This window comes from Roseovarius sp. THAF9, assembly GCF_009363715.1.
Taxonomy (GTDB): domain Bacteria; phylum Pseudomonadota; class Alphaproteobacteria; order Rhodobacterales; family Rhodobacteraceae; genus Roseovarius.
Genome location: NZ_CP045404.1, coordinates 3,131,689 through 3,157,238 on the forward strand (window position 1 = coordinate 3,131,689; position 25,550 = coordinate 3,157,238).

28 protein-coding genes are annotated in these 25,550 nt (G+C 65.0%); 15 read left to right on the forward strand and 13 right to left on the reverse strand.

Annotation, left to right across the window (positions count from 1 at the left end):
- Positions 1–26: 26 nt before the first annotated feature.
- From FIU86_RS15510 to FIU86_RS15520, 3 genes are all read left to right on the forward strand, one after another.
- Positions 27–632, forward strand: a complete 606-nt coding sequence (locus tag FIU86_RS15510; RefSeq protein WP_152475909.1) for a thymidine kinase — start codon at positions 27–29, stop codon at positions 630–632.
- Positions 625–1,035: a hypothetical protein gene (locus FIU86_RS15515; RefSeq protein ID WP_152475910.1), complete on the forward strand. Its 411-nt coding sequence runs from the start codon at positions 625–627 to the stop codon at positions 1,033–1,035. The genes FIU86_RS15510 and FIU86_RS15515 overlap by 8 nt, the downstream gene beginning before the upstream one ends.
- A 75-nt stretch (positions 1,036–1,110) precedes the next feature.
- On the forward strand, positions 1,111–1,365 hold the full coding sequence (locus FIU86_RS15520) for a hypothetical protein (protein WP_152475911.1): 255 nt from the start codon (positions 1,111–1,113) through the stop codon (positions 1,363–1,365).
- Here FIU86_RS15520 and FIU86_RS15525 read toward each other — a convergent pair.
- The gene (locus FIU86_RS15525; protein WP_152475912.1) at positions 1,362–2,483 is read right to left on the reverse strand and encodes a beta-ketoacyl-ACP synthase III; all 1,122 of its coding nucleotides are present in this window, start codon (positions 2,481–2,483) and stop codon (positions 1,362–1,364) included. The genes FIU86_RS15520 and FIU86_RS15525 overlap by 4 nt on opposite strands.
- Positions 2,484–2,640: 157 nt before the next feature.
- On the opposite strand from FIU86_RS15525, the gene FIU86_RS15530 reads away from it, so the two are divergent.
- Entirely contained in the window at positions 2,641–3,249 is a 609-nt protein-coding gene (locus FIU86_RS15530; protein WP_254703857.1) for an exopolysaccharide biosynthesis protein, read from the forward strand.
- Between the two features lie 30 nt (positions 3,250–3,279).
- On the opposite strand, the gene FIU86_RS15535 is transcribed toward FIU86_RS15530, so the two are convergent.
- The 7 genes from FIU86_RS15535 to FIU86_RS15565 all read right to left on the reverse strand — a co-directional run bounded on the left by FIU86_RS15535 (position 3,280) and on the right by FIU86_RS15565 (position 8,540).
- On the reverse strand, positions 3,280–4,233 hold the full coding sequence (locus FIU86_RS15535; protein WP_152475913.1) for a D-glycerate dehydrogenase: 954 nt from the start codon (positions 4,231–4,233) through the stop codon (positions 3,280–3,282).
- Positions 4,230–4,571: a tRNA-binding protein gene (locus FIU86_RS15540; protein ID WP_152475914.1), complete on the reverse strand. Its 342-nt coding sequence runs from the start codon at positions 4,569–4,571 to the stop codon at positions 4,230–4,232. Before FIU86_RS15540 ends, FIU86_RS15535 begins: the two co-directional genes overlap by 4 nt.
- Positions 4,564–5,379 (reverse strand): pyrroline-5-carboxylate reductase, encoded by an 816-nt coding sequence (gene proC, locus FIU86_RS15545; protein WP_152475915.1) that lies wholly within the window; start codon positions 5,377–5,379, stop codon positions 4,564–4,566. Before proC ends, FIU86_RS15540 begins: the two co-directional genes overlap by 8 nt.
- Before the next feature lie 153 nt (positions 5,380–5,532).
- Positions 5,533–6,033 (reverse strand): YbjN domain-containing protein, encoded by a 501-nt coding sequence (locus FIU86_RS15550; protein WP_152475916.1) that lies wholly within the window; start codon positions 6,031–6,033, stop codon positions 5,533–5,535.
- A 283-nt stretch (positions 6,034–6,316) separates the two neighbouring features.
- Positions 6,317–6,829: a hypothetical protein gene (locus FIU86_RS15555; RefSeq protein WP_152475917.1), complete on the reverse strand. Its 513-nt coding sequence runs from the start codon at positions 6,827–6,829 to the stop codon at positions 6,317–6,319.
- A 220-nt stretch (positions 6,830–7,049) separates the two neighbouring features.
- The gene (locus tag FIU86_RS15560; RefSeq protein WP_152475918.1) at positions 7,050–8,159 is read right to left on the reverse strand and encodes a VWA domain-containing protein; all 1,110 of its coding nucleotides are present in this window, start codon (positions 8,157–8,159) and stop codon (positions 7,050–7,052) included.
- 135 nt (positions 8,160–8,294) lie between these two features.
- A complete protein-coding gene (locus FIU86_RS15565) occupies positions 8,295–8,540 on the reverse strand; it encodes an accessory factor UbiK family protein (protein WP_152475919.1) in 246 nt (81 codons plus the stop codon).
- 97 nt (positions 8,541–8,637) lie between these two features.
- Between FIU86_RS15565 and lgt the strand changes: the two genes are divergently transcribed.
- The 4 genes from lgt to FIU86_RS15585 all read left to right on the forward strand — a co-directional run bounded on the left by lgt (position 8,638) and on the right by FIU86_RS15585 (position 12,880).
- Positions 8,638–9,546, forward strand: coding sequence for a prolipoprotein diacylglyceryl transferase (gene lgt, locus FIU86_RS15570; protein ID WP_152475920.1), 909 nt, complete (start codon positions 8,638–8,640; stop codon positions 9,544–9,546).
- On the forward strand, positions 9,543–10,610 hold the full coding sequence (locus tag FIU86_RS15575; protein WP_152475921.1) for a class I SAM-dependent methyltransferase: 1,068 nt from the start codon (positions 9,543–9,545) through the stop codon (positions 10,608–10,610). Before lgt ends, FIU86_RS15575 begins: the two co-directional genes overlap by 4 nt.
- On the forward strand, positions 10,607–11,362 hold the full coding sequence (pgeF, locus tag FIU86_RS15580; RefSeq protein WP_152475922.1) for a peptidoglycan editing factor PgeF: 756 nt from the start codon (positions 10,607–10,609) through the stop codon (positions 11,360–11,362). Before FIU86_RS15575 ends, pgeF begins: the two co-directional genes overlap by 4 nt.
- Before the next feature lie 735 nt (positions 11,363–12,097).
- Positions 12,098–12,880 (forward strand): Hint domain-containing protein, encoded by a 783-nt coding sequence (locus FIU86_RS15585; protein WP_152475923.1) that lies wholly within the window; start codon positions 12,098–12,100, stop codon positions 12,878–12,880.
- A gap of 38 nt (positions 12,881–12,918) precedes the next feature.
- Here FIU86_RS15585 and FIU86_RS15590 read toward each other — a convergent pair whose 3' ends face one another.
- Positions 12,919–13,119 (reverse strand): DUF2061 domain-containing protein, encoded by a 201-nt coding sequence (locus tag FIU86_RS15590; protein ID WP_152475924.1) that lies wholly within the window; start codon positions 13,117–13,119, stop codon positions 12,919–12,921.
- Between the two features lie 130 nt (positions 13,120–13,249).
- On the opposite strand from FIU86_RS15590, the gene FIU86_RS15595 reads away from it, so the two are divergent.
- From FIU86_RS15595 to FIU86_RS15605, 3 genes are all read left to right on the forward strand, one after another.
- The gene (locus FIU86_RS15595; RefSeq protein ID WP_152475925.1) at positions 13,250–14,095 is read left to right on the forward strand and encodes a helix-turn-helix domain-containing protein; all 846 of its coding nucleotides are present in this window, start codon (positions 13,250–13,252) and stop codon (positions 14,093–14,095) included.
- 102 nt (positions 14,096–14,197) lie between these two features.
- On the forward strand, positions 14,198–14,653 hold the full coding sequence (locus FIU86_RS15600; protein WP_152475926.1) for an SgcJ/EcaC family oxidoreductase: 456 nt from the start codon (positions 14,198–14,200) through the stop codon (positions 14,651–14,653).
- A 74-nt stretch (positions 14,654–14,727) separates the two neighbouring features.
- Positions 14,728–15,024, forward strand: coding sequence for a hypothetical protein (locus FIU86_RS15605; protein ID WP_152475927.1), 297 nt, complete (start codon positions 14,728–14,730; stop codon positions 15,022–15,024).
- A 6-nt stretch (positions 15,025–15,030) separates the two neighbouring features.
- On the opposite strand, the gene FIU86_RS15610 is transcribed toward FIU86_RS15605, so the two are convergent.
- Positions 15,031–15,531: an Lrp/AsnC family transcriptional regulator gene (locus FIU86_RS15610; RefSeq protein WP_152475928.1), complete on the reverse strand. Its 501-nt coding sequence runs from the start codon at positions 15,529–15,531 to the stop codon at positions 15,031–15,033.
- Between the two features lie 218 nt (positions 15,532–15,749).
- Between FIU86_RS15610 and trxB the strand changes: the two genes are divergently transcribed.
- A complete protein-coding gene (gene trxB / locus FIU86_RS15615; protein ID WP_152477183.1) occupies positions 15,750–16,730 on the forward strand; it encodes a thioredoxin-disulfide reductase in 981 nt (326 codons plus the stop codon).
- Positions 16,731–16,950: 220 nt separating this feature from the next.
- Here the strand turns inward: trxB and FIU86_RS15620 are convergent, their stop codons facing one another.
- Positions 16,951–17,493, reverse strand: coding sequence for a DUF6647 family protein (locus FIU86_RS15620; protein ID WP_152475929.1), 543 nt, complete (start codon positions 17,491–17,493; stop codon positions 16,951–16,953).
- Between the two features lie 109 nt (positions 17,494–17,602).
- On the opposite strand from FIU86_RS15620, the gene FIU86_RS15625 reads away from it, so the two are divergent.
- The gene (locus FIU86_RS15625; protein WP_152475930.1) at positions 17,603–18,514 is read left to right on the forward strand and encodes a LysR substrate-binding domain-containing protein; all 912 of its coding nucleotides are present in this window, start codon (positions 17,603–17,605) and stop codon (positions 18,512–18,514) included.
- 113 nt (positions 18,515–18,627) lie between these two features.
- Positions 18,628–20,703 carry a bifunctional sulfate adenylyltransferase/adenylylsulfate kinase gene (locus FIU86_RS15630; protein ID WP_152475931.1) on the forward strand — a complete coding sequence of 692 codons (2,076 nt, stop codon included), beginning with the start codon at positions 18,628–18,630 and terminating at the stop codon, positions 20,701–20,703.
- 102 nt (positions 20,704–20,805) lie between these two features.
- Here FIU86_RS15630 and FIU86_RS15635 read toward each other — a convergent pair whose 3' ends face one another.
- Entirely contained in the window at positions 20,806–23,007 is a 2,202-nt protein-coding gene (locus FIU86_RS15635) for a primosomal protein N' (RefSeq protein WP_152475932.1), read from the reverse strand.
- 121 nt (positions 23,008–23,128) lie between these two features.
- Between FIU86_RS15635 and fsa the strand changes: the two genes are divergently transcribed.
- Positions 23,129–23,782: a fructose-6-phosphate aldolase gene (gene fsa, locus FIU86_RS15640; protein WP_152475933.1), complete on the forward strand. Its 654-nt coding sequence runs from the start codon at positions 23,129–23,131 to the stop codon at positions 23,780–23,782.
- A gap of 15 nt (positions 23,783–23,797) precedes the next feature.
- On the opposite strand, the gene FIU86_RS15645 is transcribed toward fsa, so the two are convergent.
- Complete coding sequence (locus tag FIU86_RS15645) at positions 23,798–25,435, reverse strand: hypothetical protein (RefSeq protein ID WP_152475934.1); 1,638 nt, start codon at positions 25,433–25,435, stop codon at positions 23,798–23,800.
- Between the last annotated feature and the right edge of the window lie 115 nt (positions 25,436–25,550).

Genomic DNA, 25,550 nt, shown 5'->3' on the forward strand with positions numbered 1-25,550 from the left:
CGCACGTCATGCGGATAACTCCGCTCATGGCCAAGCTCTACTTTCACTACTCAACGATGAATGCCGGCAAGTCGACCCTGCTGTTGCAAGCCAGCCACAATTACCGCGAACGTGGCATGAACACCCACCTGCTGACCGCCGCGCTCGATGATCGCGCCGGGCCCGCGCGCATCGGCTCGCGTATCGGCATTGGGGCCGAGGCCGACACCTTCACCGCCGACGACGATCTGTTCGCCCGGCTCGACGCCCTCCTGGCTACAGGCCCGCTGGCCTGCATCTTCGTCGACGAGGCGCAGTTCCTGACCGAGACGCAGGTCTGGCAACTGGCCCGCGTGGTCGATGACCTGAACGTGCCGGTCATGTGCTACGGCCTGCGCGTCGATTTCCAGGGCCATCTCTTTCCCGGCTCTGCCACGCTTCTGGCGCTGGCCGACGAAATGCGCGAGGTGCGCACCATCTGCCATTGCGGCAAGAAGGCCACGATGGTCATCCGCCGCGACTCGCAGGGAAACGTGGTGACCGACGGCGCCCAGATCCAGGTCGGCGGGAACGAGACCTACGAAAGCCTCTGCCGCCGCCACTGGTGCGAGGTCACGGGCGATGCCGTGCCCACGTCAAGCCGATATGACTAAGGTGCTGAAATACACCGTTCTCGGCCTCTTGCTGCTCGCGGCAGCACTAATCGCGGTTAATCTCTACGCAATCAACACAGTCGACTTTTCCTTCGACAAGGCCACCGCCGCCCACACCGAGGCGCGGCAGGCGTTCCTGGCCGACCTGCCCGACACCGACTGCCTGCGCGCCGCCGACATCACCGGCGTCGCCCGCGCGCGCGGCTGGGACGCAATGCAACCGCCGCAATTCGACTGGTGCGTCACGCCCGACACCGTACAGACATGGCTGCGCGTGACGGTGGAGCCGCCCCTGCCCTTTTCGACCGAAGACGAGAACGCCCAGATTTTCGCTTTCGACGCGGCCGGCTGCGCCGTCGACTGGTCCTACGCCTCCGGTCCCGGCTCCACCTGCGCCGAGTGACGCGCGCCGCGGTGCGCTCAAGGAACCCGGGCCTCCGCTCCTGCGTTTCACTTGCGTAATGGAAAGGAGACCGACATGGACCGCCTATCCCTCTACCTCACGCTGCTCAGCGGCAGCTTCATCACCGGCGCCATCGTGATCGCCGGGTTTACGCTGGGATATTATTCCGTCTGGACTGTCGTCATCGGCGCCGTCGCAGGCTTCCTGTTTGCTTGGCCCACCAGCTACATGATCTCGCAGCGGATCAAGCGGCAGGATCCCGAGTGGACGCCCGAGTCCGATCCTGACAAGCAGCCCGCCATTCAGCGGCCCAACGCGCCCGAGGTCTAGGCCCGCTCCACCAGCACCGAGCCCACGGAGTAGCCGGCCCCGAAGGAACAGATCAGCCCGGTATCGCCCGGCTGCAAGTCGTCCGAGTACTTTGAAAAGGCGATGATCGAACCCGCCGATGACGTGTTGGCATAATCCTGCAGGATATTCGGCTGCTCGTCAGCCTCCGGCACCCGCCCCATCACCTTGCGCCCGATGAAATCGTTCATCGTCTTGTTGGCCTGATGCAGCCACAAACGCTTCAGCTTATCGGCCTCCACACCCTCATCCGCCATGTGCTGCGCGATATGCGAACTGACCAGCGGCAGCACTTCCTTGAACACTTTCCGGCCCTCCTGCACGAACTGCATGTCCCGCCGATCTTGCAGCTCCGGGTCCCGCGTCCGCCGCAGAAAGCCGTTGTTGTTGCGGATGTTGTTGGAAAACTGCGTCGCACAGCGCGTCGAATGCACAATGAAGTGCGCGCCCTTGGCATCCTCCGCCCGCTCGATCACGAGCGCCGTGCACACGTCCCCGAAGATGAAGTGACAATCCCGGTCGCGCCACTCCAGGTGCCCCGAACAGATCTCGGGGCTCACCACGATGGCACAGCGCACGCTGCCCGACCGCACCATGTCGGCCGCCGCCTGAATGCCGAACGTGGCCGAGGAACACGCCACGTTCATGTCGAATGCGAACCCCCTCGCCCCCAGCAACTGCTGGATCTCGATCGCCACCGCCGGGTAGGGCCGCTCATGGTTGCTCGCGGCGCAAATTATCAGGTCGACCTCGCCCGCCTCGCGCCCCGCCTGCGCCAGCGCCTTGCCACACGCATCCAGCGCCATTTCCGCCATGACTCCCGGCTCCTCATTGGACCGTGCCCGCAGCCTCGGGTGCATGACCTCCGGGTCCAGAACGCCGGACTTGTCCATCACGTAGCGTTGCTCGATGCCCGATGCGTTGACGATGAACTCTGACGAGGACTTCTCCTTGGCCGCAACCTCTCCCGCCGCGATGGCGTCCGCGTTCTCCGCGTTGAACCGCTCGGCATAGGCGTTGAAGGCCACAACCAATTCGTCATTGGTGATGGTCTCTTTCGGCGTAAAAACACCCGTGCCGGTGATCGCAGGCTTGAACATGTCTCTCTCCCTCGACGTGGCGGCCACCACGCCAGAACCCTGCCCCGAGGTCAAGTGAAACGCGGCGGCAAACCCTGCGTCGCGGGGAACCGCTCTCAAGGTGGCGGCGTTCTACATCCTGACGCGCGGCGCGTGATCAAGGCCCCAAGATCAATCCGTGAAAGGCGACATGGCGCATCCCGACACCTCATCAAGACCCATCACGGCCATTATCGACCGGCTGGAGGACACCACGACACGGGATCAAGTGACCCTGCGCTGCATGATCGAGGCCTTCGGCAAAAGTTCTTTCACCACCGCGATGTGCGTGCCCGCGCTGCTGGTCACCTCGCCGCTCAGCGGAATCCCCCTGTTCTCCAGCGCCTGCGGTATCCTCATCGCCTCGATCGCCGCACAGATGCTGGTGGGCCGGGATCACCTCTGGCTGCCCTCCTTCGTGATGAACCGAAGCATTGGTAACGACAAGATGCTGGCCGCGCTCCGGCGCCTGCACCGGATAGGCGAAAGGATCGACGCCATCACCCGCCCCCGCCTCAGGCCCCTGATGACCGGACCCTTCCGCAAGCTCTACCAGGCGCTTTGCGTGCTCTGTGGCGTCCTGATGATCTTCCTCGAAATCGTGCCGTTTTCGTCCTCGGTCCTCGGCATGGCAACGATCTTGTTTGCCACGGCGATCATCGTGCGCGACGGGGTGCTGGCCTGCCTCGGGGTCGCCATCATGTGCATCGGCGCCAGCCTGCCGTTCTTCGCGCTTCAGGCGATGTAGAGTGGGGTTTCACCCCACCGCCATGCCCCGTCAATTCACAAGGTTCGGCGGCGTCTCCCCGGCCAGGGCCGCGCGCAGGTTCTCGACCGCCACGCGCCCCATCTTCTCGCGGACCTCCAGCGTCGAGGTGCCCATATGCGGCAGCAACACCACGTTCTCCATCGCCTTCAGCGCGTCCGGCACCTCGGGCTCGTTCTCATAGACGTCCAGCCCCGCGCCCCGGATCCGCCCTTCCTGCAACGCGGCGATCAGCGCGGCCTCGTCCACGATGTCGCCCCGCGCGATGTTGATCAGGTGCGCGTGCCTCGGCATCAATGCAAGCGCATCCGCGTCGATCAGGTGCCGCGTCTCCGGGCTGACCGGCACCGCCACCACCGCGAAATCCGCTCGGGCCAACAGGTCTTCCAGTTCCACACGCTCGCATGGAAATCCCGGATCCTTGTCGCTCCGCGCGGTATAGATCACGTCCATCCCGAACCCGTGGTGACAGCGCTTTGCAATCGCACCACCAATCCGGCCCATGCCGATGATCCCTACGGTCTTGCCCGTCACATGCGTGCCCAAGAGTTGCGTCGGGTTCCAGCCGGGCCACTTGCCCGCCCGCACCATGCGCTCGCCCTCGCCCGCACGGCGCGCGCTCATCATGATCAGCGTCATGCCGATATCCGCCGTGGCCTCAGTGACGGCGCCCGGCACGTTGGTCACATGCACCCCCGCCGACCGCGCTGCGGCCAGATCGATATGGTTGATCCCAACGCCATAATTCGCCAGCACCTTGCACCGCGGATTCTGCGCCTCGCGGAACACCTCGGACGAAAAAGTGTCGCCGAACATCATCAGCACACCGTCATACAGGTTCAGCGCCGCGCGCATCTGCCCGATCTTCAACGGCGTGTTCTCCTCGCGCATCTCCACGTCGAAATGCTCGCGCGCCATGTCCGCCACGCTTTCGGGCAGGGGCCGCGTGAAATAGACCCGTTTCAATGCATCCGCCCTCCGACAGGCACATCCAGATCCGGCGACAAAAGGACGATCCCGCCCTCCGCGTCGCTCACGCCCAGCACCAGCACCTCGGACATTACCGGCCCGATCTGGCGCGGCGGAAAGTTCACCACCGCCATCACCTGCTTGCCGACCAGCGCTTCGGGCTCGTAGTGCTTGGTGATCTGCGCCGAGCTTTTCTTCTCGCCCAGCTCAATCCCGAAATCGACCCACAGCTTGATCGCAGGCTTCTTCGCCTCGGGAAACGGCTCGGCCCGCGTGATCTTGCCCACCCGGATGTCCACCTTCAGGAAATCGTCGAACGTGATCTCGTCAGCCACGGCGCAACTCCTTCGAGCGGTCGGCGGCGGCCTTCACCGTCGCGGCCATCAACGGCGGCAGGCCGGTGTCCTCATCCATCAGCACCTCCAGCCCGGCTTGCGTGGTACCATTTGGGCTGGTGACGTTTTCGCGCAGCTGCGCCGGCGTCTCGTCCGCCGCCTCGGCCAGCGTCCCCGCGCCCGCCACCGTGGCCTGCGCCAGTTGCATCGCCAGCTCCGGTGCCAGCCCTTCGGCCTCGCCCGCCTTGGCCATGCATTCGATCATGTGAAACACGTAGGCCGGGCCCGACCCCGACACGCCCGTGACCGCGTCCATCTGGTGCTCGCCTTCCAGCCGCACAACCTGCCCCACGGCTTTCAACAACGCCTCGGCCAGATCCATCTGGTCCGCGTTCACTTCGTCGTTGCCGACGATGGCGGTAATGCCCCGGCCCACGGCGGCTGGGGTATTGGGCATGGCGCGAATGATCGGGCTGTCACTGCCGAACGCCGCTTCGAACGCCTCGATTGGCGTGCCCGCGGCGACCGAAACAAACAGCGTCCCGCCCCCGCCCATGGCGGCAATCGTGGGCAGCGCCTCGCCCATCATCTGCGGTTTCACGGCGATAAGCACGATGGCCGGGCGCTCGGGCAGATCGGCGTTCAGATGCACACCCGTCTTTTTCAACCAGTCCGACGGCTTGGGGTCGATCACCCAGACCGAGGCAGGCGGCAGGTCGCGCTCCAGCCACCCGGCCAGCATCGCCGACCCCATCTTGCCACAGCCCAGCAGGACCAGGCCCTTGTCGGCCACATGCTGCATATCCATTCCGGTGCGCCCCTCTTTCCTTGTCTTTCACCCGGTTGATAGTGCCCGCATTACGCCGCTGCAATACGCCACCGCCCGCCTCGGCCACACCTCGCGCAAAAGAAAAAGGGCGCGCCACCCGGCACGCCCCGTTCGCCTTAAAATTGTGCGCCGTCAGGCCCGGCCATACGCCTCGCCGATGGCAATCTGCAGCGCCTCTTTCGGCTCCCGGTCGCCCCACACCACCAGTTGCAGCGCCGGATAGAACCGCTCGGCGCTCATCACCGCCGCGCCGATCAGCGTGTCGACCTGCTCGGGGCTGATCGCCTGCGCGCCCGTCATCACCAACCCGTAGCGATAGACCATCAACTGCTGCTCGGCCCAGAAGGTAAAGGCACCGGCCCAGCACTGGTCATTCACGTCGTTCAGCACGTGGTACAGCGCCGGCAGCTTGTCCTCGGGCGGCTCCATCTCGAAAGTACAGACCATGCGCAGCGTCTCGTCATAGGCCGACCAGGCCAGCGTGATCGAATAGGTCCGCCACTGTCCTTCCACCGCCATCGCGATCTGGTCGTCGCCGATCCGGTCGAAATCCCAGTCGTGATGCTCGGCCAGGTGTTCGACGATGTCGATGGGATGAAGGTCTTCTGAAAAGTACTGCTCGGAAAGTGCCATGGCGCCACCTCGTGTGTTGTAGCGGGGGCTGGCAGCGCCCCAAACGCTAGCTGCCTGCTCTAGGAAAGGGGTTCATTCCCGCTTTTCCTACAAGATATGGTGAGGGCGGATTTGCGGCCTGTAAAGCTATTTCTTGGGGATAACCGCAATAAGTTGTGGATGACATGAAAATTTCATCAAGGCTTGGCCCAAAGCGGCCAGTCGATTCAAACCACGCGATCCGAAATGAAAATGGCTGCCCGAAGGCAGCCATTTCCGTGAATTCTTTACTGTATCGGTGGTCTTAGCCGCCCGACGTCGTGCTCGCCTGCGCCTTCAGCGCGGTCTCGAACTCGGCTTTGGTCATGTTGACGGTCACGCCGTTGTCACCGACCATCATGGCGTTCAGCGGAATGCCAGCCCGTTCGACGGCCCGGTCATCTGCGCCTTCCATCTCGCCGTCCAGATCGACGACCGCGATGTTACCTTGCGAGTCTGCGTCGTTATACGTGCCGATCAGCTCACCGTCGGTGGTGTAAACCTCCGCGTCGCCGGTCAGCGCGGCGTCAAGTTCCGCCGAAACGTCACTTGCGGCGTCATAAGCGTCTTCGGCCACGCCACCCACGGCATCGACCCCGGCCTGTGCCGTGTCGGTCGCGCTCTCACCGATCGCATAGACGGTGTCACCGGCTTGCTCCGTCACGCTTGCTTCGTTTTCGGTCTCGACCTTGCTGGCCTCGTCGCTCGCGGCGAAGGTCATGACAGGTGCGGTTGCCAAGGCAGCGATTGCCAGTGCGGATGTGAACGTCGTCTTCATAAGGACTTCTCCTTCTTCCATCTTGCGGGCGTTTGGCCCGCGTGAATGTACCGGGGAAATGCAACCACCGCGCCACGTGTTCCATATCGTTTTCCCGAAGACGCCGGACCATGCCACGTCAGCATCATCCTGCCGAAACCCTACCGTCGGAGGGGCGGAAACTTACCAGCAATCAAGTGTTCCGGAACCGCGTTGGGTGGGGGATAACCCACCTCTGCCCCTACTCCGCGTCCAGCCGCATCTCTTCGCGATAGGCGTCCATCTTGGCATCCGCCTCTTCGCCCAAGGCCTTGAACCGCCCGATCAGGAAGCCGCCGTCGATCTCGATCTCAAGCGCATGCGCCGTCAGGATCTCCGCGCAGGCCGCCTCGGGCGTGGCATCACGCTCAGCCTTGCGCGCCCGGTTGATCAGGGCCGACTTTCTCTTCATCGGATCGTTCCGCGCGTAGCATCCCGCCAGCGCGACCCGCGCGTTGTGATAGGGCACCGCGATCCGGCCCAGATTGGCATTCACGCAATTGCGGTACCGCGCCAGCGACGCCTCCGCCGCCTTGATCGCATCAAGCTGCCGGCGCAACGCGGCCACGTCGTCCGCCGGGTAATAGGTTCCGCCCGCCGCCTCGGCGATGGCCTCCAGCTGCGCCGCCGTCTCGGCATCCACATCGAACCCGATCGTGTTGACCGTCGTGCGCACGCCCGCCTCATAAAGCGCCGCCGCCTGCGCCGCCGGATCCCCGTCACAGGTCTCTTCCCCGTCGGAGATCAGGTAAACCACAGGCGCCAGATCACTCTCCTTGGGCGGCTCCAGCCCCGCGACCACCTCCGCCGAGTAAGCCAGCACACCGTCCAGGGGCGTCCAGCCCACCGGCTCCAACGCCCCGATGCTCGCCTCTAGCGCCGCTCGCGGCGCATCGAACCCGTGCACCAACTCCGATGCCGCGCAAGACTCCGCCTTGCCGGACTCCTCGTTGTTCCCCTTGTGGCCATAGACCACCAGACCGACCGAAACCTCCTCGGGCATGTCGGACAGAAAGCCCAGCGCCTCGCGCTTGGCCGCCGCCATCTTGGTCTCGCCCCCGATGCGCCCCGCCATGGACCCCGAGGCGTCAACGGCCAAAAGGATATGGCTGCTGGGCCGTCCGCGTGCCGTCTGCGGTGCCTCGCACTGGCGCAGCTCGACCGGCACGATCTTTGCCACGCAGGATTGGTATTCCGTGGGACGGTCCGCCAGCACGTCGTTCAGCACCGCCTGGCAGTCGACGCTGCCCTCCTGCGCCAGCGCTGGCACTGCCATCGCGACACCCGCCGCCCAAACCACCAAACTGCGCATGACCCAAGCTCCCACAGCCTTCGCTCCGGACTTTTATACCCGGTTTCCCAACCGCGCGGCCAAGTTTTCCCATCCGCACGAAAAAGCGCGGCTCGTTGCCGAACCGCGCCACATCTTCCAGCCACTCAAAGCGGCTTATTTCGCGCTTTTCTCCAGCGCGTCCAGCCGCGCCTTCAGCGCCTCGTTCTCCTCGCGGGCCTTCTGCGCCATGGCGCGCACCGCGTCGAATTCCTCGCGGGTGACGAAATCGCGGTCGGCCAGCCAGCGGTCCACCATCGAAGACATCGCCGTCTCGGCTTCTTGCCGGGCGCCCTGCGCCACGCCCATGGCGTTCGTCATCAGCTGGCTGATATCGTCCAGAACCTTGTTGCGCGTCTGCATATCGCTCTACCTTCCGTTACACTTGACCTCTATATGGGCACCAAACCGCGTCGGGGCAAGGTTGACTTCGCCGCGACCCAACAGCAGAACGGCGCCCATGAAAGCAGCGATCCCCTTCCCCGACATCTCGTCCGAGCTTTTCTCGTTCACCGTCTTCGGGTTCGAGATTGCGCTGCGCTGGTACGCCCTGTCCTACATCGCGGGCATCCTGATCGGCTGGCGGCTGGTCGTAATGGCCGTGAACCGCCCCCACCTGTGGAAGGACAACATCGCCCCCATGACCGTGAAGCAGGTCGAGGATCTGGCCACATGGGTCATCCTCGGCGTCATCCTCGGCGGGCGGCTGGGCTTCGTGCTCTTTTACCAGCCGATGTATTACCTGCAGAACCCGGCCGAGATCCTGCTGATCTGGCAGGGCGGCATGTCCTTCCACGGCGGGCTTCTGGGGGTCATCATCGCCTGCATCACCTATTCCAAGCTGCAGGGCATCCGCTGGCTGACCGTGGCCGATATCCTGTGTGCGGTGACGCCCGTGGGCTTGCTCCTGGGCCGCATCGCGAACTTCATCAACGCCGAGCTTTGGGGCCGTCCCACAGACCTGCCCTGGGGCGTGATCTTCCCCGGTGCGGCCGCGCAGGACTGCGCCGGTGTGGCCGTCGGCATCTGCGCCCGTCACCCCTCGCAGCTTTACGAGGCCGCCCTCGAAGGTCTGATCCTCGGCGCGATCCTCCTCTACCTCGTGTTCCGCAAGGGACTTTTGAAACGCGTCGGCGCGGCCACCGGCATCTTCTTTGCCGGCTACGGCATCGGGCGCTTCATCGTCGAATTCGTCCGCCAGCCCGACGCGCAGTTCATCAGCCCCGGCAATCCGCTGGGCCTGGCGTGGCACGTGAACGGGTATGGCCTGACCATGGGCCAGATCCTCTGCATCCCGATGATCGCGATGGGGCTCATCACGCTGGTGCTGGCCTACCGCAAGCACGCCCGATCCACCGCCGCCGGATGACCGCGCTGGCGGACATCCTCCAAGCCGAAATCACGGCAAGCGGCCCCATGCGCCTCGACGCGTTCATGGCCGCCTGCCTGATGCACCCCGAGCATGGATACTACGCCACCCGCGATCCGTTCGGTGAAAAGGGCGACTTCATCACAGCCCCCGAGATCAGCCAGATGTTCGGCGAACTCACCGGCCTCTGTCTCGCGCAAACCTGGCTCGATCAGGGGGCCCCCAACCCCGTCGCCCTTGTCGAACTCGGCCCCGGCCGTGGCACCCTGATGGCCGACGCCCTGCGTGCAACGCGCGGCGTGCCCGGCTTTCACGACGCCCTGAAAGTGCATCTGGTGGAAACGTCCCCCGCCCTGCGCGCCCGCCAAGCCGACACCCTGTCCGCCCATGCCCCCACTTGGCACGACAGCGCCGACACCCTGCCCGCCCTGCCCACGCTCTCGATCGCCAACGAATTCTTCGACGCGCTGCCCATCCGCCAGTTCCAGCGGCAGGGCGACGGCTGGTGCGAGCGTGTCGTCGGGCTGGCCGAGGGCACCCTTTCCCTCGGCCTCAGCCCGAAACGCCATGAGCCCGCCCTCGCCCACAGGCTCGAAGACACGTCCCAAGGTGACATCGTCGAGACCTGCCCCGCCGCCGCCTCCGTCATCGACGCGCTGGCCCGCCGTATAGGGGCGCATGGCGGCGCGGCGCTCGTCATCGACTACGGCGACTGGCGCTCGCTCGGCGACACGATGCAAGCCGTGCAAGGCCACGACCGCGCCGACATCCTCGCCGCGCCGGGCATGGCCGACCTCTCGGCCCATGTCGATTTCGAGGCGCTGGCCGACGCCGCCCGCGGCACCTGCAAGACCACACGCCTCGCGCCGCAGGCGTTGTTCCTGTCGCGCCTCGGCATTACCCAGCGGGCCGAGGCCCTTGCCGCGCAAATGAGCGGTCACACGCTAGACGCGCATCATGCTGCATTTCATCGCTTGACCGGGCGGGATGAAATGGGGACGCTCTTCAAGGTGATGGCGCTCTATCCCGAGGGTGCCGCACCCCCACCCGGACTGGACCCATGACGCTGGAAATCCTCACCGACGACAGCCTCGCACCTGTCACCCACGGCTTCTTCACCCGTAAGGGCGGGGCGTCTTCCGGCGTGTTCCACGGGCTGAACTGCGGCCAGGGCTCGTCCGACCAGTCCGAGATCGTGACGATCAACCGGGCCCGCGTCGCCTACGCGATGGGCGTACCCGAGGATCACCTCGTCACCGTCCACCAGACCCATTCCACAGATGTCCATGTCGCCACCGGCCCGTCCGGGACACGGCCCAAGGCCGACGCCATCGTCACCGCCACGCCGGGCCTCGCACTCGCCATCCTCACCGCCGATTGCCAGCCGGTGCTCTTTGCCGACCGCAAGGCCGGCGTGATCGGCGCGGCCCATGCCGGCTGGCGCGGGGCCTTCGACGGCATCCTCGAATCGACCCTCGACGCGATGGAAACCCTCGGCGCCGACCGCGCCGAAACCACCGCCGTCATCGGCCCCTCGATCAGCCAGCCCGCCTACGAGGTGGGCACCGAATTCTTCGAACGCTTCGCCGACGACGACCCCGACAACACCCGCTTTTTCACCAACGGCAAGCCCGGCAAGTACCAGTTCGACCTGCCCGGCTTCGGCCTGCACCGCCTGCGGGCCGCAGGCGTGGGCGACGCCAGCTGGACACGGCACTGCACCTACAGCGACGCCGACCGCTTCTTTTCCTTTCGCCGTGCCACGCATAAGGGCGAGGCCGACTATGGCCGTCTGATCTCCGCCATCCGCCTTTAGGCTCGGGTCATGCCCGAGCCGGCCCAATTCTGTCGCGATCTGGGCAAGTGCGTCCACAAGATTGCCTCAATTTAGGAAACAATCACCCCGCCACACCCCGGATTGGTGATACGGACCGCGCGATTAACCTTGTTTTACTGAACTTCCACGACTGGGACGGTTCCACCACATTCCAGCCAGCGCCACCCCAAAAATTTTCAAAATTTTTTTCGCGCCGCCCAACCATGGCCCAAAACCGGGGGGAATATAGGGGCATCAGAACAACACGCCCCAAAAGGCGGCGAGGCAGAAAAGAGTTGAGAGGAAAGACCATGAAGAAGCGTTGGATGAGCTCCCTGATCGAAACAAGCCAGCAGGCCACCCCGGACCTGCCGTTCTCGCGCCGGGTGCGCTACGCCAACCGCGTTGCCCCCAAGCCGTCGGCACTTCGGATCGCCTGATCCACTCCACTCCCCGATCCCCGGACACCGTCGATGGCCGCCTCTTTGCTGGGGGTGGCCATCGCTGATTCTAACAAGCTCCTGACTTGAAATGTGGCGGGTCGGTCCCGCCTGCGCAGACAATATCCCGGCTTTTCGGGAAATTGTTCGGTCCCGTCGGACAATACTCCCCCAAATTTGACTACAATTCGCCCTTTCCGCCTTTATTGAGCCCATAACGCACATGACGGACCATCCCTCTGTCGTTGTCGGTGGGGGCCGACGCGGTTGTGATGACCCCAAAAAGGATCGCACCATGGGCACCCCGACCTTTGCCACCCCTCTCTCGGTGGCGGGCAACACAGATGGCACACCCGGTCGCACCGGCACGGCGTACGTCCCTCCCGCCGCCCGATCGCCGCGCCCGATGCGCAAGTTCCAGATGGCCTACCTGCGCCCGGACGGAACGCCCTGTTGGACCGAACAGATCGCGCCAGCCGCTCCGATCTTCGACAGCGCGTTCTCCGCCTTTTCCCATGGCACGCTGCTGCAGACGCCTTCCGGGCAGGTCGCCGTGCAGGATCTCGAACCGGGAATGAGCGTGTCCACCGCCGATCACGGTCCCTCCCGCGTGCTCTGGATCGGGTCGATGACCCTTGTTCCCGCCGCGCTCGGCGTCGATCAGGCCGCCTGCCGCCTGACCCGAATCATGCCCGACACTTTCGGCCTGGGTCGGCCCGAGGCGGGCCTCACCGCCGGCCCCGGCGCCCGCATCCTCGCCCGTCCCCCCGGCCTGCGCGACAGCTTCGGCCACGAACGCGTGCTGACCCCGGCCAGCGACCTTGTGGACGGCATGAACGTGATCGAACTGGTGCCGCCGCGCCCCGTGACGGTCTATCACCTCTGCCTGCGCCGCCATGCCATCCTGCGCGCCTCGGGGATCGAGGTCGAAAGCTTCCATCCCGGCCCCGGATTCGAGCGCGCCATGGGCCCCAACATGCTGGCGCTTTTCCTGTCGCTCTTTCCGCATGTGAAAAAACCGTCGGATTTCGGCAGCACCAGCCACCCGCGCCTGCCGCTGCAGGGGCTGCCCGTCTGACTTGGCCCGTTTAAGCTGGCCCGTCTTACCCGACCCGCTCAGGACCGGCCCCAGCCGATTCCGGCCCAGACCCGCTCGTGCAGAAAGAAAGTGACGAAACCGATCGTCGCCGTGATCATCGCATAGGCGCCGCCCTCGGCCACAGATCCGGTCATGAAAAACCCGATCAACGTCATCACCATCAGGCCCAGCACCTGCCAGGTTGTCGCCTTGGCCAGCGTGCGCTTCTTCGTTTCCATGTCCTATGCTCCCTTGCCGCGTCACGTTTTTCGTCTGCGCCTCAGCTAGCATCGCAGCGCCCTGTGGTATATTCTGTCTTTGCTTAACAAACCTGACGTATGTCCATAAAGCTGGACAAACAGCACCGATATGAACAAACAGGCCCGCGCCACGATCTTTCGCGACCGGCTCACCGGCGCCATGACGATGACCGGCACCAATCTCAGCGCGCTGGCGCGCCAGACCGGCGTCAGCCGCTCCACCGTGTCGCAACTGCTCGATACCGAGGCCGCCCGCATGCCCAACGCCCACCTTGCCGCCGGCTGCGCCGAGGCGCTCGGGGTCAGTTCCGACTGGCTCCTCGGCCTCACCGATCGTCCCGAACGCCCCGGCGACGTGATCGAAGCCGCGCTCAGCATGACGCAAGCCGACCGCACATCCGCCGACGCCCAGCTCCTGGACTGGCACCGCGAGGCCAGCGGCTACAAGATCCGCCACGTCCCCGCCACCCTGCCCGACATGCTCAAGACCGAGGCGGTCATGCGCTGGGAATACGCCGCCTTCCTCGGCAAGACACCGGGCCAGGCCGTGCGCGCCATGCAGGATAATATCGACTGGCTGCGCAGCGAAGCCACCGAATACGAGATCGCCATGCCCCGCCACGAGCTCGAAGCCTTCGCGCGCGGCACCGGTTACTGGCAGGGGCTCGACCGCGATGCGCGTCGCCAACAGATCCTGCATCTCGCTGAACAGGCCGAAACGTTCTTTCCCTCGCTGCGCCTCAACCTCTTCGACGCGCACAACCTCTTTTCGGCGCCCGTCACCCTCTTCGGCCCGCTCATGGGCGTGATCTACGTGGGCCGCTTCTACCTCGCCTTCCGCGAACCCTCGCGCCTGAAACTGCTTTCAGGCCACATGGACTGGCTGATCCGCGAGGCCGTGGTCGATGCCCGCGACGCCCCGGGCTGGATCGCCGGACTGACGAAACACCTCTGACCCCGCGTCGGACGCGCACCCGTTGCGCCGGGCCGCGCAACGCCGCTATCGTGACGGCACGCCCTAACTCCCCGGTCCATTTCCAAAAGAAAGCCTTTGCCCATGCCCCGCCTTTTCGCGCTCAGCCTCGCCACCTGTCTCGCCCTGGTCGCCGCCCTGATCCTGACCTTCCCGGCCCAGGTTCAGGCCCAGGCCCAGGACAATCCCGTCATCGCCCGCATGAACGCCTTCGTCGTCACCTACAACGCGCAGGACGCCGAAAGCCTCGCCGGCTTCTACGCCCCCGACGCGGTCCTCCTGCCGCCCGGCCAGGCCTCGGTGCGGGGGCGCGAGTCCATCGCACAGCACTACGCCCAGGCCTTTGCCGCCGGTGCGCGCGACCTGCAATTCAAGACCTTCGACATCCGCGCCTTCGACACCAGCGCGGTCGAGATCGGCGAAACGGTCGTCATGGTGGGCGAACAGCGCATCGTCGGCCGCTACATGCACCTGTGGGAGGTGATCGACGGCCAGCTCCTGCTGACCCGCGACATGTATCACGTGCTCAAGATCGAGTAGACGCGGGCCTGACCGCTTGCCGCGACAAGGCAAACGGCGCAAACTCCACTCATTGAGCCAAAACGGGGGTCCACATGCGCCATCTTCACCTGACCTGCCTTGCCATCCTCGTCCTTGCCCGGACCGCAGCTGCAAACGACCGCCCGCCGCCCCGCGAAAACGATCCCGACGATTTCGTCCGCTACATTTTCGAGGTCAACGCCTGCGTCCTGACCGAGGCGCAACTGCTCAAAATCTATCAGGATGCCGGCTACGGCCTCATGGGCGCCAACAACGCCGTCATCGCCGTGTCGAACCGCGAGGATATCGAGGTGCTCGACCGCAACCCGTTCCGCTATCGCTATTACGGCTCGGATTACTGCGGCTTCTGAGCGCGCTCACGCCGACCGGCTCAACCGCTCCTCCAGGATCTCGAAGGGCACGCCCGGTTCGTCCTTGGCACAGCGAATGACCAGCGAGGTCTTCACCGACGCCACGTTCTCCGCCGCCGTCAATTCGCCGGTCAGGAAGCTCTGAAAGGTGCTCAGGTCCGGCGCCACGCATTTCAGGATGAAGTCCACCTCGCCATTTAGCATGTGACACTCGCGCACCAGGGGCCACTCCCGGCACCGCGCCTCGAACGCGCTCAGATCCGCCTCCGCCTGGCTCACCAGCCCGACACTGGCAAAGACCTGCACCTCGAATCCCAACTCGCGCGCGTCCACGTCGGCGTGGTATCCCTTGATGTACCCTTGCTCCTCCAGCGTGCGCACCCGGCGCAGGCAGGGCGGCGCGGAAATCCCCACGCGGCGGGCCAATTCGACGTTGGTCATCCGCCCGTCCGCCTGCAATTCGGCCAGGATCATGCGGTCGATGTCGTCAAGGCGGGTCGCAGGCATCTCATCCTCCCGTGAGTTTCGCAATTGTTATAGCACCACTACCGGCACGCGCAATATTGTTTCACCTCAGCGCAATATCCTTTCGGGAAAGAAAATGTCGTCCCGATCCCCGCATACCGGGCTTGCGGGGCTACACACCCCCGCCCGGCCCCGTTATATCTGGCCAGACTCAGACGGGGCGTGTCATGCCCCGCTACACGGATCAAGGGGGATCGGACATGGCCGAGACACGTCACACCAGGGTTTTGATCATCGGCTCGGGGCCCGCGGGCTATACCGCCGGCGTCTATGCCAGCCGCGCCATGCTGGAACCCATCCTCGTGCAGGGCATCGAGCCCGGTGGCCAGCTGACCACCACCACCGAGGTCGAGAACTGGCCCGGCGACACCGAGGTGCAAGGCCCCGACCTGATGGTCCGCATGGAAGCGCATGCCAAGGCCATGGGCTGCGAGATCATCGGCGACATCATCTCATCGCTCGACGTCGATGCCCGCCCCTTCGTGGCCAAGGGCGATTCCGGCGCAACCTATACCGCCGACGCCGTCATTCTCGCCACCGGCGCCCGCGCCAAGTGGCTCGGCCTGCCGTCCGAGGATGCGTTCAAGGGCTTCGGCGTCTCGGCCTGCGCCACCTGCGACGGCTTCTTCTACCGCGGTGACGAGATCGTCGTCGTGGGCGGCGGCAACACCGCTGTCGAAGAGGCGCTCTTCCTGACGAACTTCGCCTCCAAGGTCACGCTCATCCACCGCCGCGACGAGCTGCGCGCCGAAAAGATCCTGCAGGACCGCCTGCTCAAACACCCCAAGATCGAGCCCCTGTGGTTCCACGAACTCGACGAGGTGCTGGGCGACGACAATCCCAAGGGCGTCACCGGCGTGCGCGTCAAGCACACCAAGACCGGCGAGACGCAGGAAATCCCCTGCAAGGGCGTCTTCATCGCCATCGGCCACGCCCCGGCCAACGAGTTGGTCAAGGGCAAGGTCGAGATGCATCACGGCGAGTATGTCAAGGTCGAGGCCGGCTCCACCCGCACCTCGATCCCCGGCCTTTTCGCCGCCGGCGACCTGACGGACCACGTCTACCGCCAGGCGGTCACTTCGGCTGGCATGGGCTGCATGGCCGCGCTCGACGCCGAGAAGTTCATCGCCGAGATGCCCGAGGACGCCCCCGCCCCCGAGGCCTACGTCCCGCAGGCCTGATCCGCATCGCCCTTCCGCCTCCGGTCTTCCTCTGGCCACAAATATCCCGGGGGTTTGGGCGCTGGCCCCCAATTGAACCTGCGTTTGGGGGCTGGCCCCCAATAAGGCCCGCACGTGCGAGATCGGTTGAAAACAAGGCATCGCCCGGACCTCGTCCGGGACCTCTCCAGGCAAGACACCACGCCGCAGAGTGGGTGAAAACCCACCTCTGCCCGTCCCCTCAATCCGGGTGAATGTCCCGCGGCGTGCATCCCGCCTCCAACACCACCGCCACCCAGTTCACATCCGGCTCCAGCCCTAGCGCATTCAGCCACGCCTGCTGCGCCCGGTAGGCCGGCAATTCCTGTGCGCCGGGGCAATACCAATGCCCATGCGCCGCCTGCCGGTGATGCATCAACTCGTGCAACAGCACGCTCACGTCATACGGGTTCTTCGCAGTCCAAGGCCGCACCAGCCAGATCGTCTCGGTGTCGGGATCATAGAGCCCCCGCGTGTGCGAGGATTCCGACGCCGCCCGCATCGGCGCCAGCCGCGCCACCTTGGCCTGCGACGTCAGGCGGATCTCCGGCATCGCGGCGCGTCTCGGCAAATCGGTGTTTTCATCCAGCCAGACCTCCATGTGCTCCACCAGCTCCGGCATCGCTTTCGCCTCGCGCCATGCCAGCAGATCAGCCGCCATCGCAGCACCAGAAAAGGCATTGAGAACAAGACAGAAAAGACCGCTACGCGCCGACCACAGGCCGGCTCGGGACAGGATGCGCATGGCAACCTCCTCTCGGGATTTGGATTGATGTCCCTAAAATGCTAAGCTGCGGTCGCGCCCCGGCGCAAAAGGCCATTTTTCATGTGCCAATGAAGGAAATTCATCTGCCATGGGACGGCACCTGCCCCCCTTCGCCGCGGTCAAGGCGTTCGAGGCCGCCGCGCGCCACAAAAGCTTCAAGCACGCAGCCCAAGAGCTGTGCCTGTCGCCCTCTGCCGTCAGCCACCAGATCCGCGCGTTGGAAGAGTATCTCGACACCGCGCTGTTCGAACGCAGCGGCAACCGGATGGACCTGACGCTGACCGGTCGGGCCTATGCGGGCAAGCTGACCGGCCTTCTGGACCTGCTCGACGACAGCACCCGCTCGGTCCGCGAGGCCGGGGACAAACCGCTGCGTGTACTCTGCACGCCCGGCTTCGCCGCCCGCTGGCTGGTGCCACGGCTGGGCGGGCTGTCCTTCGGCGACCGGATCCGCCTGCGCGTCTCGACCGGCGCACCCGACATCGATTTCTCGTCCAATGACAGCGACGTGGTGATCCAGTGGCGCGACACGCACCATCCCGGCGTGCATACCGAACCGCTGATGACCTCAAGCCGCTACCCTGTGATCTGCCCGGACCTCAAGGAACAGGAAAACATCCGCTCCCCGCAAGATCTGCTGCGAATGCGCCTGATGTACGACGAAACCGACGACTCCTGGGACGAATGGTTCGCCGCGACAGGCCTCCGCGCGCCCGACCTGCCGCCCGGCCCCACCTTTCCAAATTGCGAACTGGCCACCACCGCCGCCGAACAGGGGCACGGCGTGGCCATGGCCTTCGACGCGATGGTGCAGGGCACGCTGTCCTCGGGACGCCTCGTGCGGCTCTTCGACACCGACACCATGCCCGAGGTGATCTATTCCGTCGCCTGCGCCGAGGCCCGTACCGACGACCCGATGATCCGCGCCTTCCGCACCTGGCTGCACGACGAGGTTCGGCTGTCGCAGCCCGGATCCCCAAGGGTCTCCGCCGCCGAGTAGCCGTGACTCATCGGCAACATCGGGCAAACCTCGAAGAATTTAGGCATCTCCCCCTTTGCCGCGGCTGCAAACTGTGACATGTGTTCATGCGTGAACACACTTTGAGTCGCCGCATGACCGCGCATGATGCAAAACAAGGCCTTCCCGACCGGGACCTGCTCTTCCGCCTCCTGCGGCAGCTTGACCGGTCGTCCGAGGCCTCGCAGCGCTCACTCGCGGCGGCGCTCGACGTGTCCCTTGGCCGGCTCAACGCCCTGCTCCGGCAGGCGACCGAGGCCGGGTTCGTCAGCGTCGGCAACCGGTCCGGCCCCGACAAGCGCCAGCGTTTCGCTTATGCGCTCACCTCCCGCGGCGCGGCAGAGATGCTGCGCCTCACCGACGACTTCCTCGCCCGGAAATTCGCCGAATACGACGCGCTTCATGCCGAACTGACCGGCACGCGAAGCGGGCTCGACCCCCTCAAACACAGGACCAGACTAGTGCAGAACAACCTCGCCCCCATCCCCGAGCTTTACGTTTCCTACGAAAGCGCCCAGAAACTGAAGGTCGAAGCGGCCGATCTTGTCAGCTGGGATCTCTCCCCGCGCCAGATCTGCGACCTCGAACTGCTGATGAACGGCGGCTTCAACCCGCTCAAGGGCTTTCTGTCCGAGGAAGATTACAACTCGGTCGTCGACACCATGCGCCTGGCCGACGGCACGCTCTGGCCCATGCCCATCACGCTCGACGTCTCCCAGGATTTCGCCGACAGCATCGAGCCCGGCCAGGACATCGCCCTGCGCGACCAGGAAGGCGTGATCCTCGCCACCATGACCATCACCGACCGCTGGACCCCGAACAAATCGCACGAGGCCGAAAAGGTCTTCGGCGCCGACGATTCGGCGCACCCTGCGGTGAACTACCTGCACAACACCGCCGGCCCCGTCTATCTCGGCGGCCCCATCACCGGCATCCAGCAGCCGGTGCATTACGATTTCCGCGCCCGCCGCGACACGCCCAACGAGCTGCGCGCTTTCTTCCGCAAGCTGGGCTGGCGCAAGGTCGTCGCCTTCCAGACCCGCAACCCCCTGCACCGCGCGCACCAGGAATTGACCTTCCGCGCCGCGAAGGAGGCACAGGCCAACCTGCTCATCCACCCCATCGTCGGCATGACCAAGCCGGGTGACGTCGATCACTTCACCCGCGTCCGCTGCTACGAGGCGGTTCTGGACAAGTACCCCCAATCGACCACCACCATGAGCCTGCTGAACCTCGCCATGCGCATGGCCGGCCCGCGCGAAGCCGTCTGGCATGGCCTGATCCGCAAGAACCACGGCTGCACCCATTTCATCGTCGGCCGCGACCACGCCGGCCCCGGCAAGAACTCGGCAGGCGAGGATTTCTACGGGCCTTATGATGCGCAGGACCTCTTCCGCGAACACCAGGACGAGATCGGCATCGAGATGGTCGACTTCAAACACATGGTCTACGTGCAGGAACGCGCCCAGTACGAGCCGATGGACGAGATCGAGGACAAGGATAACGTCACCATCCTCAACATCTCGGGCACCGAACTGCGCCGCCGCCTGCAGGAAGGGCTGGAAATCCCCGAATGGTTCTCCTTCCCCGAAGTGGTCAAGGAACTGCGCCGCACCCGCCCGCCGCGGGCCAAGCAGGGCTTCACCGTGTTCTTCACCGGCTTCTCGGGCTCCGGCAAGTCCACCATCGCGAACGCGTTGATGGTCAAGCTGATGGAAATGGGCGGCCGCCCGGTGACGCTGCTGGACGGCGATATCGTCCGCAAGAACCTCAGCTCGGAACTCGGCTTCTCGAAAGAGCACCGCGATCTCAACATCCGCCGCATCGGCTACGTGGCCTCCGAGATCACCAAGAACGGCGGCATCGCCATCTGCGCGCCCATCGCGCCCTATGCCGCCACACGCCGCGCGGTGCGCGAAGACGTCGAAAACTTCGGTGCCTTCGTCGAGATCCACGTCGCCACCTCGATCGAGGAATGCGAGCGCCGCGACCGCAAGGGCCTCTACAAGCTGGCCCGCGAAGGCAAGATCAAGGAGTTCACCGGCATCTCCGACCCCTACGACGTGCCGGAAAACCCCGAACTGCGCGTCGAGACCGAGAATGTCGATGTCGACAACTGCGCCCACCAGGTCGTGCTGAAGCTCGAACAGATGGGCCTGATCGCGGGCTGAATTGCGCCTGGCAAATGACAAGGGCCGTCCCCACCGGGGCGGCCCTTTTCCTATCGGTCGCGCACAGCGTAAGGTGGGGTTCCACCCCACCGCCCGCCCGGATCACATGAAACTCTGCGGGTCGATATCCACCGCCAGCCGGAACTGGTTCGAGCCCTTCACCGGCGCGATCCATTGCGCCAGCGCCCCCTGCAAGGCCACGCCCTTCGGTGCCTTGACCAACAGCCGCACCCGGTGCCGCCCCCGCACCCGCGCAATCGGCGCCGGCGCAGGCCCGAACACCTGCGCCCCCACCGCCCGGATCTTGCCATCGTTGCGCGCCAGCGCATTACCGATATCGAACGCCTCTTGCATATCGGTCGAGGACAGGATGATCCCCGCCATCCGTCCGAATGGCGGCACGCCCGCGTGCTGCCGCTCCCCGGCCTCGGCGCGCCAGAAGCCCTCTTCGTCACCGGTCAGGATCGCCCGGATCACCGGATGCTCGGGCTGGAACGTCTGCAACAGCGCCACCCCGGCCTTCTCGGCCCGCCCTGCGCGCCCAGCCACCTGACGCATCAGCTGAAACGTCCGCTCGGCGGCCCGCAAATCGGACCCCTGCAGCCCCAGATCGGCGTCGATCACGCCGACCAATGTGAGGTTGGGGAAGTTATGCCCCTTCGCCACCAACTGCGTGCCGACGATGATATCGGCGCCCCCCGCCGCAATCTCCTCGATCTGCGCCTTTAGCGCCCGGGCCGAGCCGAACATGTCCGACGACAGCGTCGCCACCCGCGCCTCGGGGAACAGCGCCACGGCCTCTTCCGTCATCCGCTCCACGCCGGGGCCCACGGCGGCCAGCTTGCCCTCCACCTCGCAAGCGGGGCAGGCTTCGGGCATCGGCTTGGTCTCGCCGCACTGATGGCACATCAGCCGCTTCAGGAACCGATGCTCCACCATCCGCGCGTCGCAATGATCGCACCCCACCTGATGCCCGCAGGCCCGGCAGATCGTCACCGGCGCATAGCCCCGCCGATTGAGAAACAAGAGCGACTGCTCGCCCCGCGCCAGCCGCGCTTCCACCGCCGCCCGTAGGGTGGGTGAAACCCACGCGTTGCTAGGCAACCGCTCGTCGCGCATATCCACCGCGCGCAGCTCCGGCATCACCGCCGGCCCGAACCGCGCCGTCAGGTCCAGCCGCCGGTACTTGCCGGCCTCCGCATTGGCCCATGTCTCCAGGCTGGGCGTGGCCGAGGCCAGCACCACCTGCGCCGCACACAGGCTCCCGCGCAGCACCGCCATGTCGCGGGCATTGTAGAGCACACCATCCTCCTGCTTGTAGGAGGTGTCATGCTCCTCATCGACGACGATCAGCCCCAGATCCTGAAACGGCAGGAACAGCGCCGACCGCGCGCCCACGACCAGCTGGCACTGGCCCTGTCCCACCATCTTCCAGATGCGCCGCCGCTCGGTCATGGTGACTCCCGAGTGCCACTCGGCGGGCTTCACTCCGAACCGCGCCTGCACCCGCGTCAGGAATTCCGAGGTCAGCGCGATCTCCGGCAACAGCACCAGCGCCTGCCGCCCTTGCGCGATGCACTCCGCCACGGCCTCCAGGTAGACTTCCGTCTTGCCCGACCCGGTCACGCCGCGCAGCAGCGTCGTGCCGAATTCCCCGTCGCGCAGCCCGGCCCGCAGCGCCTCGGCCGCCACCGCCTGATCCTCGGTCAGCGCCGCGCCCGGCCGCGCCGGATCGAGCCGTGGGAACGGCGCATCCCGCGGCGTGTCCTCTTCGCGCACAACCCCCTGTTTCACCAACCCCTTCACCACCGAGGACGTCACCCCGGCCATGTCACTCACTTCCTTTAGGGTGAACCCCAGCCCGCCATACTCTTCCAGCACGGCGATCACCTTGCGCCGCGCCTCGGTCTCGCGGTCGGGCCGCCCCTGCCCCAGACGATAGATCTTCTGCATCGACGGCGGATCGCCCAACCCCGGCGCGCGCGTCGCCAGCCGCAGCATCGCGGGCAGCGGCGTCAGCGTGTAATCGGCGGCCTTCTGGATAAACGCCTGCAACTCCTCGCGCATCGGCGCCGCGTCCAGCACCCGGATGACAGACCGCACCTTGCTGAGATCATAGTCTCCCTTGCCCGCCCCCCAGACCACGCCCAGCACCTTGCGCGGCCCCAGCGGCACCTCGACGAACGCCCCCAGATGGCACCCCCCCTCCGGTGCCTTGTAATCCAGCACACGGCCCAACGGCTGCGTCGTCAGAACGCCCACCAGCTGGCCGGTCTCGAAAAAACTTGCACCGGAATACGTCAAAAACGGCGACCTTCGTCACGAGGTCCCGGATCAGGCCCGGGACAGGGGTTTCGGGCGCATACCTTATGAGGTAAAGCATCCGACAGGAAACCCCAACGCGGCCAAGAGAGGGCCTTTCGAGATGAAATTCTTCGTAGACACCGCCGACGTCGACGCCATCAAGGAACTGAACGAGCTTGGCATGGTCGACGGCGTCACCACCAACCCCTCGCTGATCCTCAAATCGGGCCGCGACATCCTCGAAGTGACCAAGGAAATCTGCGACATCGTCGAAGGCCCGGTCTCGGCAGAGGTCGTCGCCGTCGAGGCCGACCAGATGATCGAGGAAGGCCGCAAGCTTGCCAAGATCGCCGACAACATCGCCGTGAAGGTCCCGCTGACATGGGACGGGCTGAAGGCGTGCAAGGTACTGGCGGGCGAGGGCAACATGGTCAACGTCACGCTGTGCTTCTCGGCCAACCAGGCGCTCTTGGCGGCCAAGGCGGGGGCCACGTTCATCTCGCCCTTCATCGGGCGTCTTGATGACATCAACCTCGACGGGATGGACCTCATTGGCGACATCCGCACGATCTATGACAATTACGGGTATGAGACCCAGATCCTCGCCGCCTCGATCCGCACGGTCAACCATGCCACGCAGTCAGCGCTGATCGGCGCCGACGTGATGACCGCGCCGCCGGACGTGATCAAGAAAATGGCCGCCCATCCGCTGACCGACAAAGGGCTGGACGCGTTCCTGGCGGACTGGGAAAAGACCGGGCAGAAGATCCTCTGACGTCGCGGCCCCGCGTCAGTTCTGCTGCATCTGCTGGCCGGTCTGGTTAAAGGCCTGCATCGGGTTGAAATTGGCATTGTTGGTCAGCACGATAGATCCGTTCTGCAACTGCCATGCGTGGTTGTAGTTTTGGTTCAGCATCACCGTGCTGCCTGACGGCGTCTTCCACGGCTGCACCTCCCAGATACCATTGACGGACGCGTAATGGCCCGCGTCCTTCATCCCCTCACGCTTCTTCCAGCTTTCAAACATCATGTCCCCTATCGACGTCGTGTCCTTCACCACGCCGCCACTGCCGCCGCCGCTAGGCCTTGGCTGTTGCAGCTTTACAGACCACCATTGCTGCTCCAGATGCTTCCACTGCGGATTGGCCCTCAGATTGTTGAGGACCGTCGCAAAGCCCGGATGCCCCTCGTCCAGCTTGCCAACCGGGGTAAAGATCCCGAGGATCAACGCCGTCCGCCCGTCGCGGATCTGAATACCGGAATAGGTGGCCTCAGCATGTTTGGAGATGACGACGAAATAGGCGTCATTCTCTCGCGTCTGGGTGCTTACCCGGGCGCGCACCAGCACGCCGTCCACCCAGACATTTGTACTGGACGGCCAGCCGGCGCGCCAGCCCTGACCGATAAGCTGGACAATCGGCTCAAGTTCCGGCGCGCGCTGCACGTCTTCGATATTGACCCGCATCGCGCCCGAGATCGCCTGCAAATAGGTGCGCGCCACCATCTCGGCATCGGTCAGGTCCTGTCCCAGGCACATGTAGCGCACCGGACCTGTACTCGAAACGCCCCAGCTGATCGGGTCCATGAAGGCGATGCCATAGCCTTCGTCCTGCGTGCCCGTCCCCCACATCACCTGAGCACCGGTGAAACAGCCGCCCTGCCCGTCGGCGTTGCTCCACTTCACGCCGCCTTGGGTTTTCCATCCAGCAGGCACCAGCGTCTCATAGGCCACCACGGGTTGCCCTGCCGGACCGGCCTGATCCATGATCTGCACCTGGCGCACTTCCAGCGTCTCTTCGGGCCCGGACGCAGCGCCTTCCGCGACCTGCGCCGTGTGCTCTTCGGTCTGCGGCGCGGGCGCGTCGGACCGATCGCTGCCCGCCGTTTCGCTGAATGAGGTGAAATAGGCCTGCACATCGCCCACGGCGGCAAGACCGACACCGCCGAAGCCGAAAAGATCACCGCCGACAGATCCCAGCGACGTGCCGTTCAGCAAATACGAAATCTCATCACCATTTTCTTCGATGCTCAGCATGTTGGCCCCGCCTTGCTGAAACGCACTGCTGGATTGTTCCACCAGGGGCCGGAAGCCCTCACCATCACGGCGAAAGACACGCACCATGCCCTGCGCATCGAGCGTCACCATGTGGTAAAGATCGCGGGCATCACTCAGCCCATAAAGCAGCCCGGCAGACCCGGTGCTGTCAGGATGGATTTCAAGCACCGTACTGACCCGCCGCCGCCCTTCTGTCCCGGCTTCCGGGCCGATATAGAAATACTGGATCGCGTTCGGATCGCCGGTGTTCGTAATCTCGAAACTGGCGCCATCGTTGGAATAGCGCCAGATGTCGTCCTGTCCCGATGCAGGCAAATAGTCCGACAGACGCCCGAAACCCTCGCTGCCGGACTGCGCGGCAGCCGGGGTCACGTGCGCTACGCAGGTTAAGAATGCCGACAACATAACGGGAAGAAAAAATCGAAACGCTCGCATGGCATCTCCTTGGAAATTTCTGATCGCAATAAATTATGGTGGTGACGGTAAG